This window comes from Adlercreutzia sp. ZJ138 (genome assembly GCF_011038935.1).
In the GTDB taxonomy this organism is placed as follows: domain Bacteria; phylum Actinomycetota; class Coriobacteriia; order Coriobacteriales; family Eggerthellaceae; genus ZJ141.
Genome location: NZ_JAAKEA010000001.1, coordinates 1 through 12,688, shown reverse-complemented (window position 1 = coordinate 12,688; position 12,688 = coordinate 1). Strand labels below are relative to the sequence as shown.

15 protein-coding genes are annotated in these 12,688 nt (G+C 52.0%); 14 read left to right on the top strand and 1 reads right to left on the bottom strand.

What is annotated here, in order from left to right:
* Window positions 1–136: 136 nt before the first annotated feature.
* Window positions 137–1,669 (bottom strand): ATP-binding protein, encoded by a 1,533-nt coding sequence (locus G7Y43_RS00075; RefSeq protein WP_165042814.1) that lies wholly within the window; start codon window positions 1,667–1,669, stop codon window positions 137–139.
* A gap of 402 nt (window positions 1,670–2,071) precedes the next feature.
* On the opposite strand from G7Y43_RS00075, the gene G7Y43_RS00070 reads away from it, so the two are divergent.
* From G7Y43_RS00070 to G7Y43_RS00005, 14 genes are all read left to right on the top strand, one after another.
* Window positions 2,072–2,953, top strand: coding sequence for an exodeoxyribonuclease III (locus G7Y43_RS00070; protein WP_165042812.1), 882 nt, complete (start codon window positions 2,072–2,074; stop codon window positions 2,951–2,953).
* 306 nt (window positions 2,954–3,259) lie between these two features.
* Window positions 3,260–4,771: a cytochrome ubiquinol oxidase subunit I gene (locus G7Y43_RS00065; protein ID WP_165042810.1), complete on the top strand. Its 1,512-nt coding sequence runs from the start codon at window positions 3,260–3,262 to the stop codon at window positions 4,769–4,771.
* A gap of 2 nt (window positions 4,772–4,773) precedes the next feature.
* Window positions 4,774–5,799, top strand: a complete 1,026-nt coding sequence (gene cydB, locus G7Y43_RS00060) for a cytochrome d ubiquinol oxidase subunit II (RefSeq protein ID WP_165042808.1) — start codon at window positions 4,774–4,776, stop codon at window positions 5,797–5,799.
* A gap of 194 nt (window positions 5,800–5,993) precedes the next feature.
* Window positions 5,994–6,164 carry a hypothetical protein gene (locus G7Y43_RS00055; RefSeq protein WP_165042806.1) on the top strand — a complete coding sequence of 57 codons (171 nt, stop codon included), beginning with the start codon at window positions 5,994–5,996 and terminating at the stop codon, window positions 6,162–6,164.
* 152 nt (window positions 6,165–6,316) lie between these two features.
* Window positions 6,317–6,880, top strand: a complete 564-nt coding sequence (gene folE / locus G7Y43_RS00050) for a GTP cyclohydrolase I FolE (RefSeq protein ID WP_165042804.1) — start codon at window positions 6,317–6,319, stop codon at window positions 6,878–6,880.
* A gap of 92 nt (window positions 6,881–6,972) precedes the next feature.
* Window positions 6,973–7,242: an ACT domain-containing protein gene (locus G7Y43_RS00045; protein WP_165042802.1), complete on the top strand. Its 270-nt coding sequence runs from the start codon at window positions 6,973–6,975 to the stop codon at window positions 7,240–7,242.
* A gap of 274 nt (window positions 7,243–7,516) precedes the next feature.
* The gene (locus G7Y43_RS00040) at window positions 7,517–8,722 is read left to right on the top strand and encodes a hypothetical protein (protein ID WP_206215056.1); all 1,206 of its coding nucleotides are present in this window, start codon (window positions 7,517–7,519) and stop codon (window positions 8,720–8,722) included.
* A 174-nt stretch (window positions 8,723–8,896) separates the two neighbouring features.
* Window positions 8,897–9,490, top strand: a complete 594-nt coding sequence (locus G7Y43_RS00035; protein WP_165042800.1) for a TetR/AcrR family transcriptional regulator — start codon at window positions 8,897–8,899, stop codon at window positions 9,488–9,490.
* 99 nt (window positions 9,491–9,589) lie between these two features.
* Window positions 9,590–9,949 (top strand): argininosuccinate lyase, encoded by a 360-nt coding sequence (locus G7Y43_RS00030; RefSeq protein WP_165042798.1) that lies wholly within the window; start codon window positions 9,590–9,592, stop codon window positions 9,947–9,949.
* On the top strand, window positions 9,946–10,356 hold the full coding sequence (locus tag G7Y43_RS00025) for a type II toxin-antitoxin system VapC family toxin (RefSeq protein ID WP_165042796.1): 411 nt from the start codon (window positions 9,946–9,948) through the stop codon (window positions 10,354–10,356). Before G7Y43_RS00030 ends, G7Y43_RS00025 begins: the two co-directional genes overlap by 4 nt.
* A 223-nt stretch (window positions 10,357–10,579) precedes the next feature.
* Window positions 10,580–10,867 (top strand): nucleotidyltransferase family protein, encoded by a 288-nt coding sequence (locus G7Y43_RS00020; protein ID WP_165042793.1) that lies wholly within the window; start codon window positions 10,580–10,582, stop codon window positions 10,865–10,867.
* Window positions 10,860–11,207 (top strand): DUF86 domain-containing protein, encoded by a 348-nt coding sequence (locus G7Y43_RS00015; protein WP_165042791.1) that lies wholly within the window; start codon window positions 10,860–10,862, stop codon window positions 11,205–11,207. Before G7Y43_RS00020 ends, G7Y43_RS00015 begins: the two co-directional genes overlap by 8 nt.
* 256 nt (window positions 11,208–11,463) lie before the next feature.
* On the top strand, window positions 11,464–11,865 hold the full coding sequence (locus G7Y43_RS00010) for a hypothetical protein (protein WP_165042787.1): 402 nt from the start codon (window positions 11,464–11,466) through the stop codon (window positions 11,863–11,865).
* Window positions 11,866–12,037: 172 nt separating this feature from the next.
* On the top strand, window positions 12,038–12,583 hold the full coding sequence (locus tag G7Y43_RS00005) for a TetR/AcrR family transcriptional regulator (protein ID WP_165042789.1): 546 nt from the start codon (window positions 12,038–12,040) through the stop codon (window positions 12,581–12,583).
* Window positions 12,584–12,688: the final 105 nt, after the last annotated feature.

Below are 12,688 nucleotides of genomic sequence, written 5' to 3'. Positions count from 1 at the left end.
CGTCCATTATATCACGATAATTTGCAAAACGCCTGATAGAAGGCCTGCAGGCATTTTTGAGTCAATGTCATGAAGCCCAAAATGATTTTCAGTGATAAAGAGGAATTGCCCGATCGCCAAGCTATCTTCCATTACTTTATGCCCAATGAGGGATATATCGTTTGAACTTAGTTCCAGCGTTTTCATCTTCTTCTTTGATAAGCTCTTTCTCGCATGCTTCTCTGATTAGCCGTGAGATAGCCAAGGTATTCTTTCTTTCATTGTTCAGACCAAAGCGGCTGCGAAGGCTCTGATTCCCCATTGATTCGTCTTGTGCGTACATAAGGCAGGCGTGCCAGTAGAGGGCTTCCATGCGCTCGGTTTTTGTCATGCGATCGAAAGCCGAATCCGAATAGAGAGAAACGGTGGTTCCAAGGTCTTCGGTGCTGATAATTTTTGGAGCGGGCATAAATCGACTCTCGCACGCTTCAACCGCTCTGTCCCACCCAGTGCCTCCTTCTTCACAAAGATCCATTTGACGCAGCATGCGCACCAGTCCGTTATTTCGAGTTTTTGGTTGGGCATTGAGAATGCGGTCAGTGGGGATGAGGCACGATCCGGGATTACTAAACTCGATGCGGTTATCGTATATCTTTACTAGTGGGCCAGCGGTGGTAACGGTTGCGTCTTGATGGACGATAGCGTTAATGAGCAGTTCGCGAATGGCAGCTTGCGGATATGCGTATTGGATTTTTCGGAAAGCTCCCTCAGAGATCTCTTTTGCGGGTAATGAGGCCATAATGTAGCTTTCAGCTTGAGGAATTACCAGTGCATAGCCTTCGTCAAAGGTGCGGTCGGCGATGATGTTGAGGTTGCTTTTTCCCTCAAATCGGATTACTCGAAGCGGGCGTTTTCTCAACCCTGGGAAGCCGGACAGCTTCTTTGCAAGAAGGAGAGCACCTAAATTAGTTATCGCGTAGTTTCCATCATCTTGGTACTTGATAAGTTCTTGTTCTGCAAAGGGGATGAGTGCCGATGCTAAGTCGGTGGGTTGTTTGAGTCCGAGCAAATCGAAATACGCGTCAACGGCAAGAAGCTCGCGCACGTCTTTTGCTGGGATGTTTTCGATGGCAGTTTGGAATTCAAACGTTGCGCGTTGAAGTCTGCGCCATAACTCTTCTTCTTTAGCTGATCCGAGGGCAAGGCATGTGGTTGCGTTTCCCTCACGAATGTAGGCGGTGTTGTTGAAGCGTACAGGCTGTCCCGATGCTGCTCTCACTTTCAGGATGACAAAGCGCCTGTTGGTATCGTCGGTAACCTGGCTGAACTCGTAGTTTGCATTAGGAGTAAGGTGGCGGGTGAGCCAAACCAGCAGATCTTGATTTCCTTCTCCTTTGGCTCGAAGATAGTCGAAAGTGGTTCCAACCAGTGCATGATCGGAGTCGCGAACGCCCCATATTTTATAGCCGTAATCGTGTCCGCAAAAAGCAGCGGCATTGGCAAGGGCTGAGATATCACGGCCTGTCCGCTGAGGATCCTTGTTGTTCTCTTTGAATTCAAGCCATTCGGTTTCGGCCGGATAACCAACGAGGGAATAAACAAGGTCCATTGAGTGCTGGTTGGGCATTTCGACTCCTTGGAATACGTGAGTTGATAAAGAGATGATAAAGAGGTGATAAAGAAAAATCAAGCCCTTTGTGTTGCAAGAACTTGAAAAATACCTGGTAAAAAGCTCGTGGGCATTTTTGAATCAACGTCATGAACCCCAAGATGATTTTCAGTGATAAAGAGAAATTGCCGGCATGGGCAGCAATGCGAAAGCCTATTTGATCGACTGAAGCACGAAGGCATGGGGACAAGTGGCTTGTTGGTTTCAGTCATAATCTCTCAAGAAGGTATTAACGACCATCGAACGCTTTAACGCAGATGAACTAAGTGGAAGTATTTCTTAAGCGGGGGTAATCAATGCAAAGCATTCAAAAGCACAACGACTTCGTGATTGCTTGCGCTACAATAGCGGCGTTTCACTGGGGATTGCCCGCAAAACGCTCGTGGGAGTGGTAACGGGTTTGGCTGGGAAGGGAAAGTTATCATGCGCTTCGTGTCGTGGAACGTGAACGGCTTGCGCGCCGTGCTGAAAAAAGGGTTCGAGGACGTGGTGAGCGCGTTTGATGCCGACATATTCGCGCTGCAGGAAACGAAGCTGCAGGCAGGTCAGGCTGCACCCGATTTGCCGGACTACTACGAGTTTTGGAGCTATGCCGAGCGCAAAGGTTACTCGGGTACGGCGGTGTTTTCCAAGCGACTGCCCTTACAGGTGCTGCACGGGCTGGGTTTCCCGCATCTCGATACCGAAGGGCGCATTTGTGCGCTTGAATTCCTCGAGTTCTGGTTTGTATGCGTGTACACCCCAAATGCACAAAACGAGCTGGCACGCATTGATCATCGTATGGAATGGGACGATGCGTTTCGCGAGTTCTGTACGGGGCTTGAATCAGGAGTGTTGCCGGCGGGTGTGCCCGTGGAGCGCCCGGGCGAAGGGCCGGCGGAGTTTGGGGCGGGGCACGTGGATGTCGCGGTGCTTCCAACAACACAGCCCGGGGATGCAACGAATCCGAAACCGGTGGTCATGTGTGGCGACTTCAACGTGGCCCATCAGGAGATTGACCTGAAAAATCCTGGCCCCAATAGGGGAAACGCAGGGTTTTCCGACGAAGAGCGTGCCAAGTTCACCGCGCTATTAGATGCGGGATTCATCGATACGTTCCGCCTGACGCACGGCCAGGAAGAGGGTGCGTACTCGTGGTGGAGCTACCGTTTTAATGCGCGCAAGAACAACGCTGGATGGCGCATCGATTACTTCCTGGTAAGCGAGCAGCTACGCCAGCGTGTGCAGGCTGCCAGCATTTACCCAGAGGTGTTCGGCAGCGACCATTGTCCCGTGGGTCTTTCGCTGGACGAGTTTACTGAATAAGCAGCTAGCTTCATCGCTTTGCCAATTTCCCGTGCAATTTGCGCCAACGGATCTCGGGTGTGGATCTCGGGTGTTTCAATAATGATGCGAAGCAACGTACGTGATGTGAAACCAACGCGAAAACGAAGGGTTCAATGGAGCGAACGAGGGTTGCATGGCGGGTAATAATGACACTCCGGCGTGCGTGTTGTGCCTGATAGAACAAATGCTACAAAATAACTAGCATATTGCGGATGTCCTTGATTCGCTGGTAGAATGAAACCGTAACGGTATTTCCATCTCGTAACAAATAGAAGGGGGTGTGCGATGGATCTGCTAACCGATGTTGCGCTGCTGTCCCGAATCCAGTTTGCTTTGACAGTTGCCTACCATTTCTTCTTCGTGCCGCTGTCCATTGGCCTTGGCTTGATTCTGGCCATCAACGCAACAAAGCATTATCGCGCCGTGAAGAGGGGTGACGCATCCGCCGAGCAGGAAGGCAATGCAGTTCGCTTCTGGGTGAAAATCTTCACGGCCACGTTCGCCATCGGTGTTGCTACAGGTATCACGATGGAGTTCTCGTTCGGCACGAACTGGGCTAACTACTCGCGCTTCGTGGGAGACATTTTCGGTGCGCCGCTGGCGGCCGAGGCGCTGTTCGCGTTCTTCCTGGAGTCGGTATTCCTGGGAGTGTTGCTGTTCGGGCGCAACCGCGTGTCGCTGAAGTTCTACACGGTGTCTGCCTGGCTTGTGTGGTTTGGCTCGTGCCTTTCTGCCCTGTGGATTCTCATTGCGAACTCGTGGATGCAAACGCCGGCCGGAGCCCAGCTTGCAGCTGACGGCAGCAAAGCGGTTATCACTGACTTTTTGGCCGCTGCGTTCAACCCATCCATTCTGCCTCGCTACGCACATACGGTCATCGCGTTGCTGATCATGGGTGCGTTCGTTGCCATGGCTGTGGCGGCATGGTATCTGCTTCGTGGCAAGTTCAAGGAATTCGCTCTGAAGACCATGAAGATCGGTGCTGTGGTGGGCATTGTTGCCAGCTGCACCATGATCTTTGCTGCTCATGCTTCCGCTGTGCTGGTGTGGGAAGAGCAGCCCACGAAAATGGCCATGATGGAAGGTATGTACGAAGACGAGGTTCCGCCGCTGTATGCGTTCGGCTGGGTTGACGAGAACGGCGAGAAGGTTCTCGCGCCCTTTGCCATTCCCGGCGGCACGAGCTTTTTGGCTACGGGCACCTTCGATACCGAGTACCAGGGCCTAAATTCGCTCGCTGAAACCGAGAAGTACGGCGACATCAACCCGTCTGAGCTGCCAGTAAACCTTGTGTTCCAGAGCTATCACCTTATGGTGGCCATGTACGGCGCTATCATGCTGGTGATTATTCTGGCGCTGGTGTTCACGCTGCGCGGCGGGAAGATTGCGAGCATGAAGTGGCTGCAGCGCTTGATCGTTATCGGCCCTCTGTTCCCGTTTATTGCCATTCAAACCGGTTGGATTACCGCCGAGGTTGGTCGTCAGCCATGGGTAGTGTATCCGTCCGTGAGTGGTCCTGACGGCGTGAGCCTGCTTACTAACGATGCCATTTCTCAATCGGTGTCGGCTCCTGAGCTGCTTATCACGCTGGCGCTGTTCATTGCCATCTATGCATTCCTGCTGATTGGTTGGATTCGTATTGTGAAGGGCTTTATCCAGAAGGGTCCCGTGGGCGATGAGGTCGCACCGGCGCAGGACATGACGCCGACGCGTGCGACTGTGTCTGCTGTACCGGCGACCAAGACCGCTTCTGCGCCTGCGGTCGAGAAGGCTGACGCTTCTAAGGAAGGTGAGTAACCATGACGTTTCTTCAGATACTGTGGTTCATTCTCATCTTCGTTTTGATTGCCGGATACTTCGTGCTGGATGGTTTTGATTTAGGTGCTGGCGTGCTGTATCCGGTGCTGGGGAAAAACGAGCGTGACAAGGCTGTGGTGCGCCGGGCTATTGGTCCGGTGTGGGACGGCAACGAGGTGTGGCTACTTACAGCGGGCGGTGCGCTGTTCGCCGCATTCGCTCCGGCGTATGCCACCACGTTTTCGGGCTTTTACCTGGCGGTTATGCTGGTGCTGTTTGGCTTGATTGTTCGTGCGGTTTCTCTTGAGTATCGTGCGCACGATCCCAAATGGGCGCGTTTGTGGGATGTTCTGTTCACGGTTGGGTCGCTTTTGCCGGCGCTGCTTTTGGGCGTTGCGGTAGGCAATATCTACGCAGGCATTCCCATGGACGCCGCCGGCAACTACAGCGGTGTTCCGCTGTTGGGCCTGATCACGCCGTTCACGTTGCTGTGTGGTTTGCTCGGTTTGGCTATGTGCCTTGCCGCCGGTGCATCGTGGGTGGCACTGAAAGCTCCGAAGCCCTCTGACATGCAGGACCGCGCCGCCAAGTTGCGCACGCCGCTGCAGATTGTTGCGCTGGTGTTGTTCGTTGCCGTTTCGGTGTACGCATTGGTTATCGTGCAGCCTGAAATGGCTGCTCAACTGGGCGTTGTGCGCTGGGTGTTCGCTATTCTGTTCGTGGTTGCTGTGGTCGCGGCGATCATGGCAGGCAAGAAGAATTGCGACATCGGGTCGTTCGTGCTGCAATCTGCCGCTGCGGTGTGCCTAGTTGCGCTGCTTGCCGCGAGCATGTTCCCCAACTTGGTGGTTGCTTCCGCCGATAGCGTGGGCGCCTCCATTACCATTGCCTCTGCGGCATCATCTGAGCTGGCGCTGTCGTGGATGACGGGCATTGCTTGTGTGGGCGTGCCGCTGGTGCTTATTTACCACGTAATCATTTATCGCACGTTCCGTGGGCGCGTGGCCGACGACGAGCTGGATTACTAGGTGATTCACGAGGTGGCTCGATTGCGGAAGCACACAGCTTTCAAGCTGCTGAGGTGCCGGATGTGTCGGATGGCTTTTCAAAAAGCTATCGCAGCTTTGGTTATGGGTGCGTGATACGAGCTTATTGCGATGGCGTCGCGCGTTGCGGCGCCATCGCTGTGCGTTGGTGGAGTTCGACAATAGGGGGCTTGGTGATGAGAACCTACTTTGGGTGGATAGCCGCCATCTGTGCAGCATTGGTGATGTTCGCTGTGGGTATTACACTCGTAGGTTACAAGTCACTCAGTGTTGGGCGCGTGGCAACGATGCTTGTGCTGACCGTAGGCGCAATCGGATTCGCAGTGGCGTCGCGTCGCGTGCGCTGACGCTTAGGAAGTGAAACGATCGAGAAACCCGGGTGGCTCGGAATGGCCGACCAGGGTTGGGCGGGCCGAGTGGAAACGCCGTGGGGCCGTTGGCAACCTTGGTATAGAATGTCCCAGGTAAGAACAGGCGCGTTTGAGTGGGGGTTTGTTACGTGGATACGGAAAAGATCGAACAAGGCGTGCGCCTGATTCTTGAAGGAATTGGAGAGGATCCGAATCGCGAAGGGTTGCTTAAAACCCCCGGCCGCGTGGCGCGCATGTACGAAGAGGTGTTTGCCGGCATGGAGCAGGACCCTGCCGTGCATTTCGAAACGACGTTTGACGAGCATCACGAGGAAATGGTGCTTGTTCGCGACATCCCTTTCTACTCGATGTGTGAGCATCATCTGGTGCCGTTTTTCGGCAAAGCACACGTTGCATACATTCCTGCGGCTGATGGGCGCATTTGCGGGCTGTCGAAGCTTGCACGCCTGGTTGACGTATACGCGCGCCGCCCGCAGGTGCAGGAACGTTTAACCAGCCAAATTGCTGATACGCTCATCGAGCAACTGCACCCCCAAGGTGTGATCGTTGTGCTCGAGGCTGAGCACATGTGTATGAGCATGCGTGGCGTGAAAAAGCCAGGCAGCAGCACAACCACCAGCGCAGTGCGCGGTGTGTTCGAGCGTAGTCAGAATACGCGGCAAGAAGCGCTACAGCTGATCTTTCGTCCGTAGTGTTCGCTTGATGGTGTGGTCGCGGCTGGGTCGCACGTGTAGCTGGCCGCTTCTGTATTACAATGCGGAAAACCTCGTGAAAGGACCTTCCAATGAAGTGTGTTATATCTGTTTTGGGGAAAGACCGTAGCGGCGTGGTTGCGGCTATTTCTACGGTGTTGGCTGAATGTGATGCGAACATCGACGACATCAGCCAAACCGTTCTTGATGACATCTTTAGCATGACCATGCTCACTACGCTGAACACCGACGTCGCCGATTTTAATACCGTGCAGGAACGTCTCGAAGAAGCCGGCGAGAAGCTAGGCATGCAGGTAATCATCCAGCGTGAAGATGTGTTCCAATTCATGTACAAGATTTAATGAACATGGTAAAGTTATCACGATAGTGTTTCCAATTAGTTCAAGCAGTTTCTTCTAATATCGGCTATAACCTGGTGCTTCACCTCTTTCTTGGACAAAAAATGCAGACTTTTATGCATCTGCACTAAAATGAATAATCAGTGAACTAATCGCGATTATAGAAAATTCAGAGCGACCTTGATAGAATGCCGTTAGGTTCGTTGTTACTGACGTCAAAATCAACACCAAAACTCGCGAGCGCCCGTTACTGATTGTTACCGACAAGGAGGAAAAAATGGCAAGCCCGGGTGGTGGAATCTGCTGGCGCAAAGCTGCAATTCTTGCAGGCGCCATCATTGCGTTGGTGATAGGTTCTGGATTCGCTACAGGCCAAGAGCTTTTTCAGTACTTTACTGCATATGGATTGCAGTGCGTATTTGCAATCGCTGTGTTCGCGATCCTGTTCATTTACTACAACTTCAATTTCGCCAAAGTAGGCACTGAGCAGCGTTACGAAGTTGGCAACGATGTGTTCAAGTATTTCTGCGGAAAGACTATCGGCACCGCATTCGATTATTACTCGACCTTGTTCTGCTACATGTCCTTCTTTGTTATGGTTGGAGGTGCGGCATCTACGCTGCATCAGGGGTTCGGTATCCCCGAATGGGTTGGCGGTGTCCTGCTTGCTGGATTGGTTATTCTGGTTGTGGCGGCAGGGTTAAACAAACTTGTCAACATTATCGGCGTGATCGGACCTATCAAGATAGGCTTCTTCGTTGTTGTGGGTATTGCTGTGCTTATTGTGGGCTGGCCTCATATATCTGAGGGTCTTGAAACCATCGCGAGCGGCACCTATCAGGGAGCGGAGGCGGGCCAGACTGTTACTAAAGCCGGTGGAAACTGGCTGATGTCCGGGTTATCCTATGCTGGCTTTGTCTTGCTGTGGTTCTCGAGCTTCACTACTTTGCTGGGCGCGAAGAACGAGCTTAAGAACCTGAAGGCTGGCATTATCATTGCAACGGTGACTATTTGCGCAGCTATCCTGATAATCGTTCTAGCTCAGATTGCTAACATCAACACCACTGATGGCACCAATTACGTGTGGAATGCAGCTATACCCAACCTCATTCTTGCGGAAAGCCTAAACCCCGCCCTTTCGGTTGTATATGCCGTCGTGGTGTTCGTCGGTATATGCGCAACCGCAGTGCCCTTGCTGTATAACCCCGTTGCTCGCTTCGCGAAGGAGGGGACTCGAAAGTTCCGCATTCTTGCAGTTGTGCTCGGTGTTTCGGGCCTTGTCATTGGCCTGTTCGTTCCGTATCGCATGCTCGTGAATGTCGTGTACGTTCTGAACGGGTACGTCGGCGCGGTGCTGCTGATTTTCATGGTTCGGAAGAACATTATGGATCGCAGGACGGTTTCGTCGCCTCGGCCGAACTACGGTGTGTGGTATCTGATGAAGAACGGGACGCCTTTGCCTGCCGAAGAAGTTCCTCGATAACTTTTCGCCTTGGGTTCCCGTGGTTCCCCATTCTGTATCCCCCACGGAAACCCAATGGTTCCTCTCTCCTGGTGCCGCTGCAGTTTTCCCTTATCCCGCAGCGGCACCACTCACATAACCACAAGAAGACTCAGTACTTTTGTTAACCAAGCAATTTCAGGATAGCGAGAGTCTATGAGCACGTCATCTTCAGCTCCAAAATACCTCAAAGAGCAGATCATGCGGGCGTCCATCGTTTTAACCGCTACTGACATTTTGCTCAGGGAAGGGTCTGCCGCAGTAACGTACGACAGCGTTGCTAAGTTGGCGCGAATTCCTCGATCGCAGATACCGCACTACTTCAGCTCCATCGATCGGCTTTTGCACGAAGGTGCCAACTCCATTGTGAACCTCATGCTCAAACAATCGGAAGAGGTGGTTCTCGAGGCTGAGAAGATGCATGCGGAAGAGATCAGGGAGCGAATCGTTGACCTTCTCATAAGAACGTGCCTTCCTGATGACAACACTGTTTTGGTGGGCTATTACAAGCAGATGCTGCTTGCCGAGAAAGAGAAGCCTCTCAATGTGGTTTACCAAAAGAGGCGTCGGAGATTGAACCTGTTGATCGAAGAGCTTTTGAGCAAAACAGACATTATCATTGATGCGTGCATGCTGAGCATTCAAATTGACGGAGCGGTATTGCAAGCGATTTCCAAAGGAGAAAACCCAAGGGAGTCGGCCACCTGCGTTGTGGAGAGACACATCAACGATTCGCTTTACTGCAACTAACCCCAAAGTACGCCTCCTCGATAAGGCGGATAAGGTCTTGTGCTCTCGTTTATGGTGGGTATAATACATGCAAAACGCATGCATTATAAGGAGTGTAGTATGCCGGCCTTGCAAGTGAGGGAATTTCCTGAAGACCTTTACGAGGAATTGCGTGTTTTCGCAGCCCGTAATCATAGAAGCATCGCGCAACAAACCGTCGCTTCGGTTGAGCAAGCGATTCGTGGGTGCGACCAGGTGCAGCGTACCTCCGAGCGACAAGGGTTGTTTACTATAGAGTCTTCCGTAGAGCGCGAGGCCCGCAATGCCAGGCGTGAAGAAATATTCCGACGAGCCCGCGAGCGACAAAGCAAGCTTCGCGGCACTCTTCCCGAACCGTCCACCATGCTTGCCGAGGCTCGCACGGAACGCGATGCGCGATTTGATGAACTCGCTGCAGACGTAGCAGGAGAAAAACGATGATTGTGCTGGATGCGAATGCCGCTCTCGCCATGGTTATGGGAACGGAATACGGCGAAGCGCTCGAGATACTGCGCTTGAAAGACGAGCGAATCGCAGCGCCAACGCTGCTCGTTACCGAGGTCACGCATGCACTTACGAAATACGTGAGCGGAGAACACCTGACGCCTGAAGAGACAATTGATTGCGGGCGGGACGCTATCGCTCTTGTTGATGATTTCTACGACGATGGCAATCTTTGGGTTGAAGCTATGACTGAGTCGGTCAGGCTCGGTCATTCGTCCTATGATCTGTTCTACTTCGTGTTGGCACGCCGTTTGGGTGCCACTCTCTTCACTGTCGACAAAAAGCTTCAATCCCTCTGCACCGCTAACGGCGTGAATTGTCTCTGGTTGGATGCTGCTTTTTAGCCGAGTGCCAACGGTGTCCTTGTGGGCTGTTTCGTATATGTGGGGTGCATGTGTCAGGGGGAGACTCTGGTCTTTGGTACACTCTAGTGGGTACGTCGTTTCGCTCCGGCAGCATTGAGTTTTCGACAGTGCTGGGGCAGAATGCCAGCGTGACTGTTACGGTTACTTGCTGGGTCTATGCTAGAATGGGCACAAAGTAAGTGCTGTTCTTCGGGGAGTTTGTTTGCTTACACGTGATGACATAACTACTGCAGTGGCTCAGGTGGCTCCGAAGTACGGCGTTCGACGCGCCCATCTCTTTGGAAGTTACGCAAGGGGTGATGCCTGTGCCGAATCGGATGTCGATCTTGTAATCGAGCTTGAGAAGCCCCTCGGGTTCGCTCTCGGCGGGCTGTATCTTGATCTTGAGAAAAAGCTCGGGTGTGACGTCGATATCATATGTGGAGCCGATAGGCTCTATCCCTTTGTACGTGAATCGTTTGAGCGGGATAAGGTGTCTATCTATGGATGACAGAAGCGATATCAGTCCGTTTCTAGTACAAGAAGTTTTGATTAATGCCCGCATGATTGACAGCAGGATAAAAAGTGAGCGAATCGACGAGGAACTCTTTTCAAAATCTCCTTTTCATCAAGATCTGCTTACTATGCCGCTTTTGCGTATTTGCGAGCTTGTGAGCAATCATAAGGATGCATTTAAAGCGATCAATCCGTCTTATCCATGGGATGAAGTTGCTAAAATGCGCAGTAAGATCGCTCATCCGTATGGCGGCTTTGATTTCTATTTCGTTTGGACTGCGATTGTTGAAGATCTTCCCAGCCTTGTTTCCATTTGCGAAGACTATGTCTCGTAAAGGTTGTGGCAAGACAATCGAATGAGTCTCAAAATCAGTAACTAACCCGCTATTAGGGTACACCTACCTAAGCCCCTTGAAGGGGAATTTCAAAAAAGTGGTGTTAAACGGTTCATGGTAATAGCCCGAATATTACTATGGCACGGTATGACTTCAAATAGTTGTGCAAGTGATATAAAAGATCCTGCAGTTGCACCAAAATGAATAATTGATGAACTAATCGCGATTATTGAAAATACAGATCGGCCTTGATAGAATGCCGCTTAGTTCGTTGGTTACTGACGTCAAAATCAACACCAAAGCTCGAGAGCGCCCGTTAACGACTGCTACCGATAAGGAGAAGAAGATGGTAAGCCCGGGTGGTGGAATCTGTTGGTGTAAGGCTGCAATTCTTGCAGGTGCCATTATTGCGTTGGTAATAGGCTCTGGATTCGCTATAGGCCAAGAGCTCTTTCAGTACGTTACTGCATACGGATTGCAGTGCATATTCGCGATCCTGTTCATTGGGTGCGTCGGTGCAGCGCTGCTGGCATTCATGGTTCGAAAGAACATCATGGATCGCAAGCCTAAGGTAGTCTCGTCGCCTCGGCCGAACTACGGTGTGTGGTATCTGATGAAGAACGGAACGCCTTTGCCTGACGAAGAAGTCTCCAGCTAATCCTCCGCATGGAGCTGCCGAGTTTCCCCATTTCATGCCCCCCACGGCAGCTCTATGGTTCCTCTCCTGGTGCCGCTGCAGTTTACCCCTATCCCGCAGCGGCACCAGCGGCTTAACCGCAAGGAAGCTCAGTGCTTTTGTTAGCCACGTAATTTCAGGATAGCGGGAGTCTATGAGTACGTCATCTTCAGCTCCAGAATACCTCAAAGAGCAGATCATGCGGACAACCATTATCTTGACCGCTGCTGACATCATGCTTAAGGAAGGGCCTGCCAATGTGACGTACGATAGCGTTGCTAAGTTGGCGCGAATTCCTCGATCGCAGATACCGCACTACTTCAGCTCCATCGATCGGCTTTTGCACGAAGGTGCCAACTACATTGTGAACCTCATGCTCAAACAGTCGGAAGAGGTGGTCCTTGAGGTTGAGAAGATGCATGCGGAAGAGATCAGGGAACGAATTGTTGACCTTCTCATAAGAACGTGCCTTCCTGATGACAACACTGTTTTGGTGGGCTATTACAAGCAGATGCTGCTTGCCGAGAAAGAAAAGCCCCTCAATGTGGTTTACCAAAAGAGGCGTCGGAGATTGAATCTGTTGATCGAAGAGCTTTTGAGCAAAGCAGGCATTGACATTGATGCGTGCATGCTGAGCATTCAAATTGACGGCGCGGTATTGCAAGCGATTTCCAAAGGTGATTCCTACGCCAATTCCTGAGCGCTGTTCCGCAATATACTGAGCAGCATGACGCTCATTCCTGAGCACGCGAGCGCTAATTGTTGAACACTCCCATAATCGCCCTGCATGGCAAAGACGACCATG

Excerpts from the sequence above, each read along its gene's own strand:
- G7Y43_RS00055 (WP_165042806.1), top strand. The coding sequence starts at position 5,994 with ATGAGAACCTACTTTGGGTGGATAGCCGCCATCTGTGCAGCATTGGTG.
- G7Y43_RS00010 (WP_165042787.1), top strand. The coding sequence starts at position 11,464 with ATGCCGCTTAGTTCGTTGGTTACTGACGTCAAAATCAACACCAAAGCT.
- G7Y43_RS00040 (WP_206215056.1), top strand. The coding sequence starts at position 7,517 with ATGGCAAGCCCGGGTGGTGGAATCTGCTGGCGCAAAGCTGCAATTCTT.
- G7Y43_RS00005 (WP_165042789.1), top strand. The coding sequence starts at position 12,038 with ATGAGTACGTCATCTTCAGCTCCAGAATACCTCAAAGAGCAGATCATG.
- G7Y43_RS00025 (WP_165042796.1), top strand. The coding sequence starts at position 9,946 with ATGATTGTGCTGGATGCGAATGCCGCTCTCGCCATGGTTATGGGAACG.
- G7Y43_RS00035 (WP_165042800.1), top strand. The coding sequence starts at position 8,897 with ATGAGCACGTCATCTTCAGCTCCAAAATACCTCAAAGAGCAGATCATG.
- G7Y43_RS00030 (WP_165042798.1), top strand. The coding sequence starts at position 9,590 with ATGCCGGCCTTGCAAGTGAGGGAATTTCCTGAAGACCTTTACGAGGAA.
- G7Y43_RS00015 (WP_165042791.1), top strand. The coding sequence starts at position 10,860 with ATGGATGACAGAAGCGATATCAGTCCGTTTCTAGTACAAGAAGTTTTG.
- G7Y43_RS00070 (WP_165042812.1), top strand. The coding sequence starts at position 2,072 with ATGCGCTTCGTGTCGTGGAACGTGAACGGCTTGCGCGCCGTGCTGAAA.
- cydB (WP_165042808.1), top strand. The coding sequence starts at position 4,774 with ATGACGTTTCTTCAGATACTGTGGTTCATTCTCATCTTCGTTTTGATT.
- G7Y43_RS00045 (WP_165042802.1), top strand. The coding sequence starts at position 6,973 with ATGAAGTGTGTTATATCTGTTTTGGGGAAAGACCGTAGCGGCGTGGTT.
- G7Y43_RS00065 (WP_165042810.1), top strand. The coding sequence starts at position 3,260 with ATGGATCTGCTAACCGATGTTGCGCTGCTGTCCCGAATCCAGTTTGCT.